This is a genomic window from Dyella tabacisoli, from assembly GCF_003350925.1.
Classification (GTDB): Bacteria; Pseudomonadota; Gammaproteobacteria; order Xanthomonadales; family Rhodanobacteraceae; genus Dyella_C; species Dyella_C tabacisoli.
The window spans coordinates 449303-468361 of sequence record NZ_KZ857175.1; the positions used below are offsets into that span (position 1 = coordinate 449303).

The following is a 19059-nucleotide window of genomic DNA, read 5'->3' on the forward strand; positions in this document are numbered from 1 at the left end:
CCGCCTTACGGCGGCAGACCAGGTATTCCGAAATGAAAACGTTCAGCGCCAAGCCGGAAAGCGTCAAGCGCGACTGGTTCGTGATCGACGCCACGAACAAGACGCTCGGTCGTCTGTCGACCGAAATCGCGCGCCGTCTGCGCGGCAAGCACAAGCCGGAGTTCACTCCGCACGTCGATACCGGCGATTATATCGTCGTGGTCAACGCCGAGAAGGTGGCCGTCACCGGCGCCAAGCTTGACGACAAGATGTACCACCGTTTTACCGGTTACGTCGGCAACCTGAAGACCACCAGTCTCAAGGATCTGCTGGCCACCCACCCTGAGCGCGTGATCGAGATCGCCGTCAAGGGCATGTTGCCGAAGAACCCCCTGGGCCGCGCGATGTACCGCAAGCTCAAGGTGTACGGCGGCGCCGAACATCCGCATACCGCACAGCAGCCGCAGGCGCTGGAACTCTAAGGAATCAGTATGGCGATCCAGCAGAATTACGGCACCGGCCGCCGCAAGACCTCAGCCGCTCGCGTGTTCCTGCGCAAGGGCAACGGCGAGATCATTGTCAACGGCAAGAGCCTCGAACAGTTTTTCGGTCGTGAGACCTCGTGCATGATCGTGCGCCAGCCGCTCGAACTGACCGAGAACACCACCAAATTCGACATCAACGTCACCGTTGCAGGCGGCGGCATCACCGGCCAGGCCGGCGCGATCCGCTTGGGCATTGCCCGCGCGCTGATCGAATATGACGAAAGCCTCAAGTCGCCGCTCCGCAAGGCCGGCTTCGTGACCCGCGATGCCCGTGAAGTCGAGCGTAAAAAGGTCGGTCTGCACAAGGCCCGCCGCGCAACCCAGTTCTCGAAGCGCTAATCGTTCACTAGAACGATCGCTTCGACGGTCCGGTGCATCAAAGTCAGAGCGCACCGCTCCGCTAGGTTTTGGGAGATCGTCTAACGGTAGGACAACGGACTCTGACTCCGTTTATCTAGGTTCGAATCCTAGTCTCCCAGCCAAAATAAAAAGCCCGCCCTTGTGGCGGGCTTTTTATTTTGGTCTGCGGATACAGGAGACGAAGCACGTTCGACAAATTTGTCTGGAACAAATTTGGACAGCGCTTGCGCTGGCCCCGGAGCGCGCAGCGCGGAGGGGTGAGCCCCATGGATGGGGCGAACAATTCTAGTCGCTCACGTTGAGAAGGTTCGCCCTAATGGCGAGCTTTGCTTTTCTGCTGCGCTAAGGGCCAGAGTTATTCATCGACGGATGTCTCTGCCTATGCGAATACGGGAAGCGAGCCACGATCGGCATAGATCGCGCTGGCGCCGCGAGGCGGGGTGAACCCCTGGATGAGGTGAGCAAACCTAGTCTCCCAGCCAAAAAACGTAAAACCCGCCCTCGTGGCGGTTTTGTTTGTGCGTCGACCGGGACTAGCCTTGGTCAGCTATGGAGTTCTGGCTCGGCGCTACCTTATGAATGACTTGGTGTGGGCTTTGTCAGCTTTGTTTAATGCCGCTGCCCCCTTAGGCTCGGGGGCTAAGTCTCAGGACCTAGAGCTGGGACTCTCAATCAGCGGCAGCTGGCGAAAGCTAAATTCAAGGACGACCAAACAGAGGTTGCCCTTTTGAAACCTCAGCACCGCATAGCGTCATCGCCGAAGCGGTGAGCATCCAGAATTCTTCATAGCTTTGGTTATGCATTTCATCCTCTTTGACCATGAAAAACGGGACAGGGCGCGCTTTATTGAAATGCGTATTCGCGTTCACGAGGTCGTTGATGCGAAGGAGCCGCATCTGGAGAAACTCACAGTTGAGAAACTGGGTAGCCGTTTCGATGATTTCGGCGGGGAAGTAGGTCGAGAAAATCTGCAGCGTGGTAACGATGCGGCTTGCCCCCTCCGTCGCTGCACGCTCCAACATCTGGTGCCATTTGATGTCCTCGAAACTCCCGTCCTTATAGGGAGAGACCGAGGTCAGTTCCAATGCGGCCAAAGTTTCCCGGCGGGATGGATGGAGAAAGTCGGCCGGGGACTCGGGGGCGTCGCACTGGTTCCTCCAAATGAAGGAGCTGGAGAGCGGATGGATGGTATGGAGAACGGCCCTTAGCAACTGCGCTTTTCCTGTGGCCAAGATTCGCTCTCTCGTCTGCCACTGCTGGGCATGCTCCCGGCTGTTGCGGGCGGTGATGAGCACCGTGGCCATCAATGCCATGAGGCCGATGCCAAGCACCAGCCAGCCCAGCGGGGTGATTTTGGCAATGCCCACCGCCGTTCCGTCCCATTTTGGGGTCCCCACGATGGCCACCACTGCGGCAGCAAAGGCGATGATGGGCGGAATGTAGTCGAGGAACTTTGGAAGGTGGATTCTTTTCATGCCCTAACTTTTCGACAATCCGAACCTATTTTCCTAGAGAAGATTCCCGCCCCGGATGCAAATGCCATACCCGTCCGACAACCTTTCGTAGAAAAGCCGGTGCCGTGCTGTCGGCGTAGAAACAACAACTGCGCTGTCCCTTGAGAAACGATATGGACCGCCATCCTGCTGTAGCCATGCTGGAAACATCAGGATACGGCTGTTCCACTAATGTTGTGACGTCGACCAGATTTACGTAGAACAAAAGGTCGGTGGCTGCTTTGACGGCCGTCGGATACTTCTTATCGAGACTTTTTACTCGCTCATCGCAGCACAGATAGATTTCTTCAAGCGTCATGGTTTTTGGCCGGAACGGGCGAAGCAAGTCTTTCGGGTCGGTAATCTTGCGAACTCTTTCTAGTTCCGCTTTGTATTCCGCGTGGCGTTTACGCTCCTCATCCATGATCTCTTTGACTTCAAAACACGCATCCCTAAACACGACGTCGGGCGGGTCTTGGTCGGGACTGATGACTTCTTGCGGTTGGAGCGGTATCCGCAGATTCTCAATAAACGAGATGACTACCCAGCGCTCCCCCTCTTTTTTGTTCTTGGAGGAAAAGGAACGGACGGACTCCTCTAGGTCTTTGACTCGTTGGTCAATGAACTCTTTGTCGTCCATCAGGAACCCCTTGCAGGCGCTTGCCTCGCCCAGGCCTTACGCTATAGAGCGCAGCCCTATTTGACTAGCGGCGAAAGCGTGTTTCTGCAGAAACGTCCGTGTGCCCATTCGAGATTGATCGTGTCGATCACTTTCAGACGCGACTTGGACTACCTGGCAATACGCCTCAAAGCTGACAATCACCCAGCGTAATCGGCTCATTGGTACTGAACTCAATCGTGCACGCAGCCTTAAACGGCTGCCCTTGCTGCAAGGTCTTCGCCTTGCTCGCAAAAACCGGCTCAAACGTGGCGCGCCCTTCGACGTGCCCGGCTTCATCGATCAGATGAACCAGCAGCTTTCCATGTTTATCTTGGCTGACCTTGGCAACCACGGCGCGGATGGTGACGCGCTGGTCGAGGTAGCTGACCGGGGTGACGTGGCTTGCCTGGCTGTAGAGCTGGCTGAGCTGGGTCAGGCTGACCGAAGGTGTTGTCTCGCTGGCTAGTGAGGCAATGGGCAACAACACCAACCCGAAGATGGTGGAACGCAGGGTGGGCATGGCGGGGGCTTTTGTGGGTAGAGGGGGACATCCGTGTACCGCTACTGTGGTGGCACGTTGGCCGGATTCAATCGGCCATTCGTCAGGGATCCACCACAGTTCTTAAGCCGTGCTTAAGTTAATCCATCAGGCGGTCGCCGATCAGCACGATATTGGCCGGGCGACGGGCGAACAGGCCGACGGCGACGATGCCGGGAATTTGATTCAAATCGTTTTCCAGCGCGGCCGGATCGGCGATCTGCCAGCCATGCACGTCGATGACCCAGTTGCCGTTGTCGGTCACTACGCCGTCGCGCCACACCGGCTGGCCGCCGCGCTTGGCGATCTCGCGGCCGACCAGGCTGCGTGCCATCGGGATTACCTCGATCGGCAAGGGAAACTTGCCGAGCAGGTCGACCTTTTTGCTGGAATCAATGACGCAGACAAATTTTTCGCTGGCCTCGGCGATGATTTTTTCGCGGGTCAGCGCGGCGCCGCCGCCCTTGATGAGGCGTTTGTATGGGTCGCACTCGTCGGCGCCGTCCACGTACAGGCTGAGCGGGCCGGTAGCGTTGAGATCGAGCACCGGGATGCCGTGCTTTTTCAACTGCGCGGTAGATTGCTCCGAGCTGGATACCGCGCCCTGAATGCGGTCGCGTAGATCAGCCAGCGCGTCAATAAAGTAAGCGACCGTGGAGCCGGTGCCGACGCCGACAATGGCGCCGTCTTCGACGTAACGGATGGCGGCTTCACCAGCCAGGCGCTTTTCGTTATTGCTCATGAGGGTGATTCCGTAACTTAAGGGTTCGATGCTTGGCGCTACCTCCCCGAGTCAGCCGGGGGATGGCTTTGTTTATTCCAGCGCGAGGATCGCGCTCCACTCTTGTGCGGTTATCGGCATCACCGAAAGGCGATTGCCTTTGCGCACCAGCGCCATCTCGGCCAGCGAGGGCTGTGCCTGCAGCTCTTTAAGCGTAATGGTGCGTTTGAGTTTCTTGACGAACTTCACATCAACCAAGACCCAGCGCGGATTGTCGCGGGTGCTGGCGGCGTCGAAGTACTTGCCCTTGGGATTGAACTGGCCGGGGTCGGGGTAAGCATCGGTGGCGACTTCGGCGATGCCGACGATGCCGGGTTCGGCGCAGTTGGAGTGGTAAAAAAATACCTTGTCGCCAATGCGCATGCCATCGCGCATGAAGTTGCGCGCCTGGTAGTTGCGCACACCGTCCCAGGGCTCTACGCCCTTGCGCTTGAGGTCGTCGACCGAGAAGGCGTCGGGCTCGGATTTCATCAGCCAGTGGTTCATGCGAGCCTCTGATTCATACGCGCGCTTCTCCGTCCTTTGTGGTGGCGTGGCAATCGATCAGTTCGCGATCGGTGGCGATGTAGTCAAGCGCGACATCCCATGGCTGGGCGTCGATGGCCGGCAATTCTTGAAAGTCGTAGCCAATGCCGACCAACAGCGGTTCAGTCGGACGAACTTGTTCGCGTAAAAAGCTGAAGCTGCGGTCGTAATAGCCGCCGCCGTAGCCGAGTCGATGGCCTCGGCGGTCGAAAGCGAGCAGCGGCACCAGCACCAGGTCGAGCTGGAACGGCGCCAGCCACTCGCGTGGTGCGACCGGCTCTGGGATGCCATAGCGGTTTGGCTGTACGTCTTCGCCCGATGTCCAGGGGGCGAAACGGAGTGAGCGATCGTCGCCAGCCCCGATCAGTGGCAGCAAAAATTGTTGGCCGCGCGTGGCGAGGGGCGCCATCACCAGGTTCAATGGCAATTCGCCATCGCAGGCCCAGTAGCCGGCTATGCGTATGTCGGTGAGGTATTCGGGCAACTGCTCCAGGCTACGGCGCAAACCTTGCGCGGCGGCGATGCGTTGCTGCGGGGTGAGGGCGCGGCGGCGTTCGGCTAGCTGTTGGCGTAGCTCGCGTCGTTGGGCGGTGGCATCCACGTTCGCGCGTCTCCTCTTGTGGTGCCCGGCGGCGCGGCCTGGCCGGCTGGCGGCCAGGTAAGTAAATAAGGTGGCGTTAACCGCGATGCCGCTGCACACCAAACGACCTTGATCCAAGATGGATCAGGTGGGAGGGTTACATGGCCTCAAGGCTTTCCGCACGCGGCGGACATGCACAACAGCCGATGAAAAACCGACCCGGGGCCGTAATTAGGAACAAGGCAAATGTAAGAGTGCGCTGGCGAACATCGCAGAAAACGCCATCGCTATCTTAGTTGAGCCTCTAGGGCGGCATCAAGCTTGCGTCGCAAGGCGGCCAATCCATCGCTCAAGCTTTGATCGTGGCCGCTGTGCTGCTTGCGCAGGGCAAGAAACTCGTGGGTGACGCTGATCGCGGCCAGCACGGCAAGCCGGTCAAAGCCGGGCGCCTTGGCATTGGCGCGCAGTTCGCGCATCTTGCGATCGAGATAGCCGGCCGCCTCGAGCAGGCCTTCACGCTCTTCGGGTGCGCAGGCAATCAGGAATTCACGGTCGATAAGTCGCAAAGCGACCGGTTCGCTGTTGCTCATCAGGCAGTCTCTACACAAGTCATGGGTGACACTCAGCCGTTATGCTCAAGCGCCTTGAGGCGCTGAATCATTGCTTCTACCCGGCTGCGCGCCTGTTCGTTGCGAGCCATCAACCCGGCGCGCTCGTTGGCCAGTTGCTCCTGGCTATGGCGCAGGCTGCGGTTTTCCTCATTGAGCCGGCGCACGATTTCGAGCAGGCGGTCTAGCTGCTCGCTCAAGGCGGTGAGTTCTTGTTTGACGAGATCCGGTTTTAAGGGATCGGGCTTGACGGTGTCGGGCGCGCTCATAGGAGGAAACTATAGCAGGAGGTTTGGCCAAATCAGCGCTGCTGGCGCATCCCTGGACCGGCTAAACTTGCCCTCCAATCTTGAAGGAGTACGTCATGACCGCGATCGAACTGGTCGGCCACGACGAGCTGGACGACGCCTGCGCGCGGCTGCGGCTGGGCGTGCAGGCCAGCGATTTACATGGCTCGCTGAGTGGCTATCTGGCCGGCGGTGGCCGGCTTGGCCGGCAACCGCTGCTGACTGCGCTGGAGCTGGACGGTCAGGAGGTAACCCTATCGGCGCAGGATCAAGCCTTGCTCGATCGCCTCGTGAAGCAGTGCGAGGCGGAGCTGGCCGACCCGGAGCTGGGTTTTGAGCCGCTGTTGCCGGTTGACGATCGCCCGCTGCCGGAGCGTGCCGAGGCGCTGGTCGACTGGTGCCGGGGTTTTCTCGGTGGCTTTGGTCTGGCCGGTGCCGAGGCACACGCCAAACTCACCGACGAGGCGCAAGAGATTCTGCGCGATCTCGGCGCCATTGCCAGTTCGGCGTTCGACTTCGGCGAAGAAAGCGAAGACGAGGATGCCTTGATCGAGGTGCATGAGTTCGTGCGTGTCGGCGCGATGTTGTTGCATGCCGAGTGCGTCAGTTGGCGTAACGGTCCAAGCAACGACACCGTGCATTGAGCGCATCGGGCATCGCCACCTTGAGTAACGCGGCCCTGCATATTGAGCCTGCCGAGTACGTGCGCCGCCGTCGCCAGTTGATGCGCATGGCAGGCGAGGATGCGGTACTGCTGGTCGCCGCTGCGCCTGAGCGCATGCGTAATGCCGATGCGGCATGGCCCTACCGGCAAGACTCTGATCTGCACTACCTCGCGGGTTTTCCCGAGCCGGAAAGCGTATTGGCGCTATTGCCGGGGCGCAAACACGGCGAGGCCGTATTGTTCTGCCGCGAGCGGGATCTTGAGCGCGAGCGTTGGCACGGCGAGTCCATCGGTACCGAGCGTGCGGTCAGCGCGTATGGCATGGACGATGCATTTCCCATCGACGACATCGATGACATTCTGCCTGGGATGATCGAAGGGCGCGGCCGTGTCTATTGCCACTTCGGCCGCGAGCCAGAATTCGACGCGCGCCTGCTCGGCTGGATGCGCCGCCTGCGTCAGTTGCGTGGCGGTGGGGTGGTGCCGAAAGAGTTCGTTGCACTCGGTCATCTGCTGCATGACTTGCGGCTCTACAAGTCGCGTGCCGAATTGAAACTGATGCGTGCTTCCGCGGCGATCGCCGCCGAGGCGCATCTCGCCGCCATGCGCGTGGCAGTGGCTGGTCGTCATGAATATGAAGTCGAAGCCGAGTTGCTGCGCGTCATGCATAGTCATGGTGCGGTACCGGCGTTTCCACCGATCGTCGCTGCAGGCGCGAATGCCTGCGTCATGCATTACCAGGCAAACCGCGCACCGCTGCGCGAAGGCGAGTTGTTGTTGATCGACGCCGGTGCCGAACTGGCGTGCTACGCCTCCGACATCAGTCGCAGTTTTCCGGTGAGCGGGCGCTACAGCCGCGAGCAGCGCGCATTGTATGAGGTCGTGCTTGCCGCTCAAGAGGCGGCGATTGACCAAGTGCGCCCTGGCCGCCCCTTTGATGCCGCGCATCATGTGGCGGTGCGCGTGATTACCGAAGGCCTGTGTGCGCTAGGTTTACTGAGCGGCGATGCTGACAAGGCGATTGCCGATGGCAGTTACAAGCGCTTTTTCCCGGCGAAAACCGGCCATTGGCTGGGTTTGGATGTGCATGACGTCGGCGATTATCGTGTCGATGGCGAGCCGCGCATGCTTGAGGAAGGCATGGTGGTGACGGTGGAACCCGGCATTTACGTGCCGCCCGGCGAGGCGTCGGTGGCTGAGCGTTGGCGCGGTATCGGCATTCGCATCGAAGACGATGTGGCGGTTACGCGCGATGGCCATGAGGTGCTCACTGACATCGTGCCGAGGGATGCCGAGGCGATCGAGACGTTGCTGATGCAGCGTTAAGGATGCTCTGAATAGATCAGAGCATCCTTAAGCGGCGCATGAAATAACACACGCCGCCGTGCTCATGCGATCAGGTCTCGCGATTAGGTCTGCAATGCTTTCAATAGCTGTGCAAGTTGCTCGCGTTGGGCGTCATCCAGCGGCAACACCGGGCTGCGCGGAATACCCGCATCGAAGCCGCTCAATTGCAGGCCGGCCTTGATGGTCTTTGGCAGGCCGCCTTTCAGGATAAATTGCAGCAAGGGGAGTTGCTTGTAGAAGCACTCGCGAGCTTGCTGCATATCTCCGGCGTTGGCGGCCCGATAGAGTTGCAGTGTCAGTTCGGGGATCAAGCAAGGTGCGGCGGTACACCAGCCTGTGGCACCTGCTGCGAAGGCCTCCAGCGCCAACGGATTGCTGCCGTTGAAGAATGGAATCTGCCCATCCGATAGCTGGGTGATCCGGTGCATGCGCTGAATATCGCCGGAGCTTTCCTTAATCATGCTGACATTGTCGATGTCGTGGTTCATGCGAACCATCAACTCGGGAGACATATCGACACCGCTGGTCGCCGGGTTGTTGTAGACCATGATCGGAAGATCGATAGCCGCCGCGATCTTGGCGTAATGCTGAAAGATTTCCTCCTCCGTGAGCTTCCAGTAGGAAGTCGGCAGCACCATGACGGCGTCGGCACCGATCTGTTGGGCGAAGTGCGCGCGACGCACCGCATTCTGGGTGGTCAGTTCGGAGATGCCGACGATGACCGGAACCCGTTTGGCAATATGGCGCACCGAAGTTTCGGCCACGGTTTGCCATTCGATGTCGCTGAGGTACGCGTTCTCGCCGGTGCTGCCGAGCGGGGCCATCGCATGTACGCCACTTTGCACAAGGCGATCGATCAGGGCGGTCAGGGCAACCGTGTCGACGGCGCCATCTTCGGGGCGGAAAGGGGTGATCGGGTAAGCGACGATGCCCTTGAAAACTGCTTGTGTCATACGGGGATAAGTCCTTTCAAAACGTTGGTAAGGCTAAGCAACTGCATTCAGATGGTTTGCTCGATGCAATCAGGGTGGTTTTTCAGTGCGCGGCGTGCGAAGTAGGCAAACGTGGTCTGGTCACGCTTGGACGTTGAGATCCAGTCGTGTGCTTCGCTGGCGAGCGCCTTAGGCAGCGGCTTGATCTCGCCGGCGGCCATGGCCAGCAACTGCAACTTGGCGGCCCGCTCGAACAGCGAGGCGAGCACGCAGGCCTCCTCGATGGTTGAGCAGGCGACGAGCTGGCCGTGATGCGCAAGCAGGACGGAGCGCTTGTCGCCAAGTGCTTTGGCGATGATTTCGCCTTCTTCGTTGCCAACCGGGATGCCGGGCCAATCTTTGAGGAAGGCGCAATCGTCGAATAGCGGACAGATGTCCATATGCGAAACGATAAGCGGCACCTCAAGCATGGAGAGGGCCACGATATGCAGCGGATGGGTGTGAATGATGCAGTTGACGTCCGGACGGGCGCGGTAGATCCAGCTATGGAAACGATTTGCCGGATTTGCCATGCCGTTGCCTTCAAGCACGTTCAGATCCTCATCGACCAGTAGCAGGTTCGATTCGCTGATTTCGTCGAAGCCCAGTCCGAGGCGTTGCGTGTAATAGGTGCCTGGGGCTTCGGCGCGTGTCGTGATCTGGCCGGCCAGGCCGGAATCGTGGCCGGCATCGAACAGGATTCGGCAGGTGAGTGCCAGCTTCTGCTGGGTTGTCCAGGTAGGGCGCGGCAGTACCTGTTCCATATTTCGCTGCGCGCGTGTGACTAGCTCGGATTTAGATAATTGAAGCGTGTCGGCCATGTTGTTTCCTCATCGTTGGGTGCTGGGCGACTGCGCGTCGCGTAGCAAGGGAGGCGTCTGAGAACACTTGGGGTAATTAATGACACAAAGTGTCCTATGCGACAATAGGGCATCTCAATGTTCTGGATTCGGCGATGGCTGCCCGGCTGAAGTTGTTGCGCAAGAAACATGGCTGGACACTTGAAGCCCTGGCCGGGCAGACCGGTCTGACGAAGAGCTATTTGTCCAAGGTCGAGCGTGGGCTGAGCGTGCCTTCGATCGCCGTGGCGCTGAAGTTGGCGCATGCGTTGAGGATCGATGTCGAGCAGCTTTTTTCGGAAAAGGTCGGGCAGCAGCCGATCACTATCGTGCGTGCCGGCGAACGCAGTCCCATCGCCATGACGGGTAAATCCGATAAGCCCGTTTACGAAGGCATCGCTACGCAGTTAGGCCACAAGATGCTGTTGCCTTTCATGATGTATCCGCCAAAAGACTTTGCGACTTCGGCGTTCAAGGAGCATGCCGGCGAGGAGCTGTTGTTTGTGCACAAAGGCAAGGTCGAGGTGGATTTCGCCGGAAAGGACGTGCAGCTCGATGTAGGCGATTGTGCTTACTTTGACGCACGGATTCCGCATCGCATGCGCTCCATCGGTCGCATGCAAGCGGAAGTGCTTATCGTTGTGTACGACGACAAGACCGGCGCGGATTAAGAGCCTGCAACGGGAAGTAGCTTAATCGCCGTTTTCACTTGGCGTACGGTCGCGCTCTGCTTCACGCGATACATGCACTTCGTACCACATCGCATTGAGGATGCCGAAGGCGCAGGCCAGGCCAAGGCCAAGTATCCAACTGAAATACCACATGAGATCGGGACTCCTATAAGGGGCGTCGGCTGTGCGGCTCAATAACCGTTATGCGAATTGCGCACGTGTTCCAGGGTGACGCGTCCGCGCATCACGCGGTACACCCAACTGGTGTAAGCAATGATGATGGGCATAAATACCGCGGTGACGCCAAGCATCAACAGCAAGGTGCCACGGCTGGAGGATGCGTCCCAGATAGTGAGGCTGGAGCGCGGATCGAGGCTGGATGGCAGCAAGAACGGGAACAGCGCGAAGCCGGCCGACAAAATGGTACCCGCCACCATCAGGCTGCTGCAAAGAAAGCCGCCAAGGCCGCGCTTGCCCACCGTCAGTTGCACGCCGATGGCGCCAAGCAAGGCGACGACGGGCGCAGCCCAGAACCAGGGATGCTGCAGGTAGCTGGCAAACCAACTGCCACCGCGAGCCACTTCTTTGAATAATGGATTGGCGGGGCCATCGGTAACCACCGGGCCGACGATGGCGTAGCCGGGTATGCCATAGGCCAGCCAGATGCCGGCCAGTACGTACAGCACGGCATAGACCAATGCTATCCAACGCGCGATGCGCGCCGCGCGTTCGGCAATCACGTGATCTGCTTTCAGCGCTGCCCAGCATGCGCCGTGCGCTAGCAACATGCTTAAGGAAACCAGGCCGGCGACGAGGGCGAACGGGTGCAGCAACTCAAAAAAGCCACCATGCCAACTCATGCGTAGATCGCCATCGAACTGGAATGGCACGCCGAGGAACAGATTGCCGAAGGCCACGCCGGAAATCAGCATCACCACTACGCCGGAGCCGACCAGGACCCAATCCCACAGATTGCGCCAGCGCGCGTCGTGCACCTTGCCGCGAAAGTTGAAGCCGACCGGACGCAGAATAAAGGCCAGCAAGACCAGCGCGATCGCCAGGTACATACCGGAGAACGACACGGCATAAAGCATCGGCCATGCCGCGAACACCGCGCCGCCGCCGAGGATGAACCACACCTGGTTACCCTCCCAGGTCGGTTCAATGGTTTCCAGCAGTACCAGCCGCTCGTCGTCGTTGCGGCCAAGCACGCGCAGCAATGCGGCGATACCGAAGTCGAAGCCATCCATGATGGCGAAGCCGATCAACAGCACGCCGAGCAAAGCCCACCAGATCAACCGCAGGTTTTCATAGTCGAACATGGCGCTCTCCTCAAACCTTGGCTGGGGTGGTGGTGTGGATGTCGGCAGGCGGCCAGATTCCAAGCCCATCCGGCCCTTTGCGCGCGAACTTGACCATCAGCACCGCATCGATAATTGCCAGCGCGGTATAGAACAACACGAAACCGCCTAGCGAGGTCCACACCTGGCCGGTGGTCACCGACGACACGCCCAGCGCTGTCGGCAAGATGCCTTCGATAGCCCACGGCTGGCGGCCGTATTCGGCCACGATCCAGCCCAGCTCTGCGGCCACCCACGGTAGCGGCAAGCTCCATAGCGCCATCTTCAAGTACCAGCGCTTGCTATCGAGTTTGCGTTTGCTCGATAGCCAGAACGAGAACGCGAACAGGGCGATGAAGTAGAAGCCGCAGGCGACCATGATGCGAAACGACCAGAACAACACCGGCACATTCGGAATGGTGCTGTCGGCAGCCTTTTGGATGTCCGCCGGTGTCGCCTTACGTGGATCGTCCATAAACCGTTTGAGCAATAAGGCGTAGCCGAGATCCTTGTCGTGCGCGGCGAGAATCGCCCGCGCTTGCGCATTGTTTTTGTCTTCGCGCAATACCAGCATGGCGTCGTAAGCATGAATGCCGTTGTCGATCTTGCCCTTGGTTTCCTCGACCAGATTGGCGATGCCGGGAATAGGTGTGTCGATCGAACGGGTGCCGATCAAGCCCATCACCCACGGCACGCGCACGGCGAAGTGGGTGGTGCGTTGTGCGACGTCGGGGATGCCGAACACAGTAAAAGAGGCCGGTGCGGGTTCGGTTTCCCACATGGCCTCGATCGCCGCCATCTTCATCTTCTGGTTCTCGGAAACCGCGTAGCCGGATTCGTCGCCTAGCACGACGACGCTCAAGGCTGCGGCCAGGCCAAAACTAGCCGCCACCGTCATCGAGCGTTTGGCGAAATCCACATTGCGCCCTTGCAGCAGATACCAGGCACTGATCGACAGCACGAACATCGCGCCCATCACATAGCCGGCGCTTACCGTGTGCACAAACTTGGCCTGCGCCACCGGATTGAAAAACACCTCGGAGAACGAAGTCACCTCCATGCGCATCGTTTCAGGATTGAACGCCGAGCCGACCGGGTTCTGCATCCAGGCATTGGCGATCAATATCCATAACGCCGACAAGCTGGTGGCGAGGGCGAGAAACCAGGTGACCAAGAGGTGCTTGACCCGCGACAGGCGCGTCCAGCCCATAAAGAACAGGCCGATCAGCGTGCCTTCGAGGAAGAATGCCATCAGCCCTTCGATCGCCAGCGGTGTGCCGAATACATCGCCGACGTAGTGCGCGTAGTAAGCCCAGTTCATGCCGAACTGAAACTCCATGGTCACGCCGGTAGCGACACCCATCGCGAAGTTGATGCCGAACAGCACGCCCCAAAACTGCACCATGCGCCGCCACACTTCGCGCCCGGTCATCACATAAACGCTCTCCATGATCGCGAGCATCCATACCAGGCCCAGGGTCAGTGGCACGAATAGAAAGTGATAGAGCGCGGTAAGCGCAAATTGCAGGCGCGACAGGGTAACGACGTCGGTGTCGATAATCATGGTTGGCCTTCGTGCGGCGAGGAAGAAGGGGCCGGCGCGAGCAAGTGCTCAATCGCCTCGGGGCGGGTATCGGGGCGTGGGTGCGGAGCGATCGCGACCCACCAGATCAAACTCAATAGAGCGACCTTGGCGACGACGATCAGGATTAACTCAACAGCCAGCCGGCGCAGTGGTCTGGTTTGTTTGGCTTGAGTGAGCGACATGGACATGGCAAATGCACCCCTGCTGTGTCTGCCACGCATGGTACACCGCAGTAACGTCTTGTCTGCGTGTAGCAATGTCGCAGTGGCGGATCGCCACATGGACAACTTTCCCACGTCTCTCTATGGGAGAGTGGGAAAGGATGTGAGCTGGCGATAACCGGCCATCTTTGTCGCCCCGGCATCGGCCGGGATGGCGATCAACTCAACAATGCAAATGCATCGCGGGTAAGGTTTTCTGGCGCCGCCTCGGTGCACACGACATCATCCTCGATGCGGATGCCGCCGTAAGGGCGAAAAGCATCCACCTTGGCCCAGTCGATATCGGCAGCGAGTGGCTTGTCGCGCAGCTCGGCCAGCAACATGTCGATGAAGTACAGGCCAGGCTCGATCGTCACCACCATATGGGGCTCCAGCACGCGGGTCATCCGCAGATACGGATGGCCGGCCGGGCGCGGAATACTGCCGCCGCGTTCGTTTTGCTGGAAACCGGCGACATCGTGTACCTGCAGGCCGATCGGGTGGCCCAGGCCATGCGGGAAAAATGTCGCGGTAACGCCGGATTCCACCGCGCTCTCCGCACTCATGCGAATCAGGCCGTGTTCGCGTAGTACGTCGGCCAAGACATGGTGCGCGTGGATATGCAGCTCCGGGTAGCTCTGGCCGACGCGGACTTTAGCGACGAAGTCTTGCTGGGCGACGTCCACACTGTCGATCAGCGCCTGAAACTCGTGGTGACCGACGGCGGCGTAAGTGCGCGTGATGTCGCTGGCGTAACCGGCGGCGTTGGCGCCGGCATCGATCAGAAACGAGCGGCTTTGCGCTGGCGGCTTGCGATCGAAGTTCGTGTAATGAAGCACCGCGCCGTGTTCGTTGAGGCCGACGATGCTTGCATAGGGCAGTTCGGCGTCGATCGCGCCCGCGGCGGCGAGATAAGCCTGATGGATGCTCAGCTCGCTCTTGCCGGCGCGAAAGGCTTGCTCGGCGGCATGATGCGCGCGGGCGCCGATGCGGCTGGCTTCGCGCATCAGCTCCAATTCGTAGGGTGTTTTGTAGGAGCGATGCCAGTGAAGGTAATCCAGCACCGCTTGCGGATGATTGGCTTCGGCGCCTGCTAGCGCCGGTTGCTCCGGTGCGATCACTGCACGCCTTGTGTTGGCGCCTGGCAGATGCGCTACGGCGTCTGCGGCGTTGCGCACGATGGTGATATCGAAGTGTTCGACCCAATAGCCGTGCGGCGCCTCAGGCACCACATGCCAGTAGTCGTGCGGCTGCAGAAAGATCAACTTAGGCTTCGCGCCCGGCGTATAGACGATCCAGCTACCCGGCGTATTCGTCAGTGGCAACCAATGGCGAAAGTGCGGACTGGCGACGAAGGCATAGTCTTGATCGTCGAGAAACTTGCGCAGTGGCATGCCGGCCGCAATCACCAGGTGGTCGTAGCCGCCAAGCGCGAGTGCCTTGTCGGCGCGCTCGCGCAAGGTGGTCAGATGCTGGGGGTAGAGCGGGGCAAGGCGATCGGTCATGAGGGTTCCTGATGGTGCGCTAAGCGGCACATGATCGCGCGGCATCGCGGTGGTTGCTAGGGACTCAATCCAGGAAGCTGGAGATCACATCGTTGAGAAAACGCTGGCCCAGCGCGGTGGTGCGCATTTGTTGCGCGTCGTCGGTCAGCCAGCCGCGTTGGCGGGCGCTGGCAAGTCCGGCGGCAATACGCTCGATCGGCAGGCCAGTGCGTTCAGCGAAGTCATTCATCGGCACGCCGTCGATCAGGCGCAAGGCGTTGAGCATGTACTCGAAGGGCAGTTCGTCGGCGGGCACCACGTTATCGCCACCGATCCGGCCGGGACCGTTGGCGGCATCCAGGTAAGCGCGCGGATGGCGGGTTTTCCAGCGGCGATGCACCGTGCCATTGGTGGCGTCGGTCAGTTTGCCGTGCGCGCCGGCGCCGATGCCGAGGTAGTCACCGAAACGCCAATAGTTGAGGTTATGTACGCAGCGCCGATCCGGTTGTGCATAGGCGGATATTTCGTACTGGCCGTAGCCGGCGGCGGCAAGGCGCTGCTCGCAGCCCTCTTGCATCGCCCAGGCGTGGTCGTCGTCCGGCAGCGGTGGCGGGTTGGCGGCGAAGGCGGTGTTCGGCTCCAGCGTGAGCTGGTAGTGCGAGATATGGGTAGGGCGCAAGGCCACGGCGCGCTCGACATCGTGTAGCGCGCCATCGAGCTGTTGCTGGGGCAGGGCATACATCAAGTCGAGATTGATGTTGGCGTAGCCGGCATCTTGTGCCGATTTCACCGCTGCCTCGGCTTCGGCAGCCGAGTGAATGCGGCCAAGGCGCTTGAGTTTGTCATCGTCGAAACTCTGGATACCGAACGAAAGCCGATTGACCCCGGCGGCCAGGTAGCCATCGAAACGGCCATGCTCGACGGTGCCGGGGTTGGTTTCCAGGGTGATCTCGGTCGTATCGGCCAGGCTCACCCGCGCACGCACGCCATCGAGAAAACGGTCGATCAGCTCCGGCGCGAACAGGCTGGGGGTGCCGCCGCCGAAGAAAATACTGAGCACCGGCCGGCCGGTGAGTGCCGCACCGAAATCGGCGAGGTCGGCATCCAGGTCGGCCAGTAAGTGGTCGATGTAGGCCGCGTACGGTGGCGGTTCGCTGCGCAGGCCGTGCGAATTGAAGTCGCAATAAGGGCATTTTTTTACGCACCACGGCATATGCACGTATAGCGATAGCGGTGGTGCGAGCAGATTCATCCGTGCAGCTCGGCAAGGCGCTCATGCAGCAAGACCAAGGCCTGGCCGCGATGACTCAAACGGTTTTTCAGCGACGGGTCGAGCTCGGCCGCGCCGACGGTATGGCCGTCCGGGAGAAATAGCGGGTCGTAGCCGAAGCCGTGCACGCCGCGTGTCTCATGCAGCACCCGGCCATGCCAGCGGCCTTCGGCGATCAGCGGCGCCGGATCGTCCGCATGGCGCAATAGCACCAGCACGCAGATAAAGAACGCCCCGCGTTGCTCGTTCGGTACACCATCCAGCTCACGCAATAGCTTGGCGTTATTCGCCGCACTGTCGCCATGGCTACCGCTGTAGCGTGCCGAATACAGGCCCGGCGCGCCACGAAGATGGTCAACGCACAGGCCCGAGTCGTCGCCCAGCGCCGGCAGCCCGGTGACCCGCGCCGCGTTACGCGCCTTCAGTAGCGCGTTTTCGACAAAGGTAAGGCCGGTTTCTTCGATGTCCCCCACACCCAGGCTGCCCTGGGTGACGACCTCAAGGCCGCTATCGGCAAAGAGTGCGTTGAACTCGGCGAGCTTGCCGGGGTTGCTGCTGGCCAGAACGATGCGTGATGCGATGCGTGACATGGACTAGCTCATGCCCAAGGCGGCGTGCTGCACGGCAACCAGTTCGGTGATGCCCTTTTCGGCCAGGCCGAGCAAGGCGTTCATTTCATCGCGGCGGAACGGATGGCCTTCGGCGGTGCCTTGCACTTCGATAAAACCGCCGCCGTCGTTCATCACCACGTTCATGTCGGTGTCGCAGTTGGAATCTTCGGCATAGTCGAGGTCGAGCACCGGCACGCCTTTGTAGATGCCGACCGAGACCGCGGCAATGGCGCCAAATATCGGGTTGCGCTTCAGGTTTTCGCGTTTCATCAGCAGGCTTACCGCATCGACCAGGGCCACATAGGCGCCAGTGATCGCCGCCGTACGGGTGCCGCCATCGGCCTGGATGACGTCGCAATCGAGGGTGATGACGCGCTCACCGAGTGCCTGGCGATCCACGCAGGCACGCAGGCTGCGGCCGATCAGGCGCTGGATTTCCATGGTGCGGCCGCCTTGGCCGCCGCGCGCGGCTTCGCGCTGGGTGCGGCTGGTGGTGGCGCGCGGCAGCATGCCGTATTCGGCGGTAACCCAGCCCTCGCCCTTGCCCCGCAGCCACGGTGGTACGCGGTCTTCGATGCTGGCTGTGCATAGCACCCGAGTATCGCCAAAACTGACCAGAACCGAGCCTTCGGCATGGCGGGTGTAGTGGCGTTCAATCGTGACAGGACGCAGTTGGTCGCTGGCGCGACCGCTGGGGCGGTTGAAAGCATTCATTATGGGTGCGGCCTGGATTGGGCAAGGCGGGTCGGAGAGTTTACCATTGCTGACTTTTCCACCGATCGTTACTGGCCTGGCCGTTGCCCGGCCGGCGGTTATCGGTTCAGCCGTCACCCAACATTCAAGAGCAGGCCACCCATGATCCGCAGCATGACTGCCTATGCCTCCGCCGAAACGGCCGGCCCCGCCGGCACGCTTAGCTGCGAGTTGCGCACGGTCAATCACCGTTATCTGGAGCTGAGCCCACGGCTGCCGGACGATTTGCGTAACTTTGAATCAGCCTTGCGCGAGCGGATCGCAGCGAAGCTGTCACGCGGCAAGCTGGATTTGACCGTACGTTTGCGTGCCAACGATGCACGCAGCGAATCGTTGCAAATCAACCATGCGCTGTTGTCCCGGCTCTCCGAGCTGAATCTGGACATGGCCGCACGCTTCCCGGGCCTGCATGTCGAGTTCACCGATTTGCTGCGCTTCCCCGGTGTCATGCAGCAAGCCGAGGTGGATCAGGACGAACTGCAAGTCGCGCTATTCGATGTACTCGATCGCGCACTGGACGCGTTGACCGCTACCCGTGAGCGCGAAGGCGCCAAGCTGGCCGATCTGCTCAAAGAGCGGCTGGACGGTATCGAACGGGTCGTCACCGAGGTGCGCGGCTGGATGCCGGAGATTCGCGCGGCGCTGCGCACGCGGCTGGAAACGCGCCTGGCCGACCTCAAGCAGCCTGCCGATCCGGGCCGGTTAGAACAAGAGCTGGTGCTGCAGATCACTCGTACCGATGTCGACGAAGAGCTGGATCGCCTCAGCACCCATATCAGCGAGGCCCGCCGGGTATTGGGCTTGAAGGAGCCGGTGGGGCGCCGGCTCGACTTCCTGATGCAGGAATTCAACCGCGAGGCCAATACCCTGGGTTCCAAGTCGGTCGATGCACGCAGCACCAATGCGGCAGTGGAGCTGAAAGTGCTGATCGAGCAGATGCGCGAACAGGTGCAGAACATCGAATGAG

At 60.4% G+C, this 19059-nt stretch carries 24 protein-coding genes, 1 tRNA gene and 1 other RNA gene; 7 read left to right on the top strand and 19 right to left on the bottom strand.

What is annotated here, in order from left to right; genetic code table 11:
- Positions 1 to 32 precede the first annotated feature (32 nt).
- From rplM to DVJ77_RS08890, 3 genes are all read left to right on the top strand, one after another.
- On the top strand, positions 33 to 461 hold the full coding sequence (rplM, locus tag DVJ77_RS08880) for a 50S ribosomal protein L13 (protein WP_114845115.1): 429 nt from the start codon (positions 33 to 35) through the stop codon (positions 459 to 461).
- Positions 462 to 470: 9 nt separating this feature from the next.
- Positions 471 to 863 (top strand): 30S ribosomal protein S9, encoded by a 393-nt coding sequence (gene rpsI, locus DVJ77_RS08885; RefSeq protein WP_114845116.1) that lies wholly within the window; start codon positions 471 to 473, stop codon positions 861 to 863.
- A 69-nt stretch (positions 864 to 932) separates the two neighbouring features.
- A tRNA-Gln gene (locus tag DVJ77_RS08890) sits at positions 933 to 1006 on the top strand.
- Between the two features lie 576 nt (positions 1007 to 1582).
- Here DVJ77_RS08890 and DVJ77_RS08895 read toward each other — a convergent pair.
- From DVJ77_RS08895 to DVJ77_RS08935, 9 genes are all read right to left on the bottom strand, one after another.
- Positions 1583 to 2359 (bottom strand): hypothetical protein, encoded by a 777-nt coding sequence (locus tag DVJ77_RS08895; RefSeq protein ID WP_114845117.1) that lies wholly within the window; start codon positions 2357 to 2359, stop codon positions 1583 to 1585.
- Positions 2360 to 2384: 25 nt separating this feature from the next.
- Positions 2385 to 3017, bottom strand: a complete 633-nt coding sequence (locus tag DVJ77_RS08900; RefSeq protein WP_114845118.1) for a DUF1780 domain-containing protein — start codon at positions 3015 to 3017, stop codon at positions 2385 to 2387.
- Between the two features lie 166 nt (positions 3018 to 3183).
- Positions 3184 to 3558, bottom strand: a complete 375-nt coding sequence (locus tag DVJ77_RS08905) for a hypothetical protein (protein ID WP_114845119.1) — start codon at positions 3556 to 3558, stop codon at positions 3184 to 3186.
- 118 nt (positions 3559 to 3676) lie between these two features.
- On the bottom strand, positions 3677 to 4318 hold the full coding sequence (gene rpiA / locus DVJ77_RS08910) for a ribose-5-phosphate isomerase RpiA (protein WP_114845120.1): 642 nt from the start codon (positions 4316 to 4318) through the stop codon (positions 3677 to 3679).
- A gap of 72 nt (positions 4319 to 4390) precedes the next feature.
- Complete coding sequence (locus tag DVJ77_RS08915; RefSeq protein ID WP_114845121.1) at positions 4391 to 4843, bottom strand: EVE domain-containing protein; 453 nt, start codon at positions 4841 to 4843, stop codon at positions 4391 to 4393.
- A gap of 13 nt (positions 4844 to 4856) precedes the next feature.
- Positions 4857 to 5483, bottom strand: coding sequence for a 5-formyltetrahydrofolate cyclo-ligase (locus DVJ77_RS08920; RefSeq protein ID WP_114845122.1), 627 nt, complete (start codon positions 5481 to 5483; stop codon positions 4857 to 4859).
- Positions 5484 to 5556: 73 nt separating this feature from the next.
- Positions 5557 to 5743, bottom strand: a non-coding RNA gene (ssrS, locus tag DVJ77_RS08925) — 6S RNA.
- A gap of 6 nt (positions 5744 to 5749) precedes the next feature.
- The gene (locus DVJ77_RS08930; protein ID WP_114845123.1) at positions 5750 to 6052 is read right to left on the bottom strand and encodes a cell division protein ZapA; all 303 of its coding nucleotides are present in this window, start codon (positions 6050 to 6052) and stop codon (positions 5750 to 5752) included.
- 32 nt (positions 6053 to 6084) lie between these two features.
- Entirely contained in the window at positions 6085 to 6339 is a 255-nt protein-coding gene (locus DVJ77_RS08935; protein ID WP_114845124.1) for a TIGR02449 family protein, read from the bottom strand.
- A 95-nt stretch (positions 6340 to 6434) separates the two neighbouring features.
- Between DVJ77_RS08935 and DVJ77_RS08940 the strand changes: the two genes are divergently transcribed.
- Entirely contained in the window at positions 6435 to 7001 is a 567-nt protein-coding gene (locus tag DVJ77_RS08940; protein WP_114845125.1) for a UPF0149 family protein, read from the top strand.
- A complete protein-coding gene (locus DVJ77_RS08945) occupies positions 6998 to 8347 on the top strand; it encodes an aminopeptidase P N-terminal domain-containing protein (protein ID WP_263853819.1) in 1350 nt (449 codons plus the stop codon). The genes DVJ77_RS08940 and DVJ77_RS08945 overlap by 4 nt, the downstream gene beginning before the upstream one ends.
- A gap of 83 nt (positions 8348 to 8430) precedes the next feature.
- On the opposite strand, the gene DVJ77_RS08950 is transcribed toward DVJ77_RS08945, so the two are convergent.
- Together DVJ77_RS08950 and DVJ77_RS08955 are read right to left on the bottom strand one after the other, a co-directional pair.
- Complete coding sequence (locus tag DVJ77_RS08950; protein ID WP_114845126.1) at positions 8431 to 9321, bottom strand: dihydrodipicolinate synthase family protein; 891 nt, start codon at positions 9319 to 9321, stop codon at positions 8431 to 8433.
- A 47-nt stretch (positions 9322 to 9368) separates the two neighbouring features.
- The gene (locus DVJ77_RS08955; protein ID WP_114845127.1) at positions 9369 to 10160 is read right to left on the bottom strand and encodes an aldolase; all 792 of its coding nucleotides are present in this window, start codon (positions 10158 to 10160) and stop codon (positions 9369 to 9371) included.
- A 134-nt stretch (positions 10161 to 10294) separates the two neighbouring features.
- Here DVJ77_RS08955 and DVJ77_RS08960 point away from each other — a divergent pair, with 134 nt between their 5' ends.
- Complete coding sequence (locus DVJ77_RS08960; protein ID WP_114845128.1) at positions 10295 to 10849, top strand: helix-turn-helix domain-containing protein; 555 nt, start codon at positions 10295 to 10297, stop codon at positions 10847 to 10849.
- Between the two features lie 21 nt (positions 10850 to 10870).
- Here the strand turns inward: DVJ77_RS08960 and cydX are convergent, their stop codons facing one another.
- The 8 genes from cydX to rph all read right to left on the bottom strand — a co-directional run bounded on the left by cydX (position 10871) and on the right by rph (position 18053).
- On the bottom strand, positions 10871 to 11002 hold the full coding sequence (gene cydX / locus DVJ77_RS08965) for a cytochrome bd-I oxidase subunit CydX (protein ID WP_114845129.1): 132 nt from the start codon (positions 11000 to 11002) through the stop codon (positions 10871 to 10873).
- 38 nt (positions 11003 to 11040) lie between these two features.
- Entirely contained in the window at positions 11041 to 12171 is a 1131-nt protein-coding gene (cydB, locus tag DVJ77_RS08970) for a cytochrome d ubiquinol oxidase subunit II (RefSeq protein ID WP_114845130.1), read from the bottom strand.
- Between the two features lie 10 nt (positions 12172 to 12181).
- Complete coding sequence (locus tag DVJ77_RS08975; RefSeq protein ID WP_225427923.1) at positions 12182 to 13750, bottom strand: cytochrome ubiquinol oxidase subunit I; 1569 nt, start codon at positions 13748 to 13750, stop codon at positions 12182 to 12184.
- The gene (cydP, locus tag DVJ77_RS08980; RefSeq protein WP_114845317.1) at positions 13750 to 13962 is read right to left on the bottom strand and encodes a cytochrome oxidase putative small subunit CydP; all 213 of its coding nucleotides are present in this window, start codon (positions 13960 to 13962) and stop codon (positions 13750 to 13752) included. Before cydP ends, DVJ77_RS08975 begins: the two co-directional genes overlap by 1 nt.
- Before the next feature lie 191 nt (positions 13963 to 14153).
- Positions 14154 to 15479: a Xaa-Pro dipeptidase gene (gene pepQ / locus DVJ77_RS08985; protein WP_114845132.1), complete on the bottom strand. Its 1326-nt coding sequence runs from the start codon at positions 15477 to 15479 to the stop codon at positions 14154 to 14156.
- 64 nt (positions 15480 to 15543) lie between these two features.
- Positions 15544 to 16710, bottom strand: a complete 1167-nt coding sequence (hemW, locus tag DVJ77_RS08990) for a radical SAM family heme chaperone HemW (RefSeq protein ID WP_114845133.1) — start codon at positions 16708 to 16710, stop codon at positions 15544 to 15546.
- Complete coding sequence (gene rdgB, locus DVJ77_RS08995) at positions 16707 to 17318, bottom strand: RdgB/HAM1 family non-canonical purine NTP pyrophosphatase (RefSeq protein WP_114845134.1); 612 nt, start codon at positions 17316 to 17318, stop codon at positions 16707 to 16709. Before rdgB ends, hemW begins: the two co-directional genes overlap by 4 nt.
- Before the next feature lie 3 nt (positions 17319 to 17321).
- Entirely contained in the window at positions 17322 to 18053 is a 732-nt protein-coding gene (gene rph / locus DVJ77_RS09000) for a ribonuclease PH (RefSeq protein WP_114845135.1), read from the bottom strand.
- A 141-nt stretch (positions 18054 to 18194) separates the two neighbouring features.
- On the opposite strand from rph, the gene DVJ77_RS09005 reads away from it, so the two are divergent.
- Positions 18195 to 19058, top strand: coding sequence for a YicC/YloC family endoribonuclease (locus DVJ77_RS09005; protein WP_114845136.1), 864 nt, complete (start codon positions 18195 to 18197; stop codon positions 19056 to 19058).
- The last annotated feature ends 1 nt before the right edge of the window (position 19059 follow it).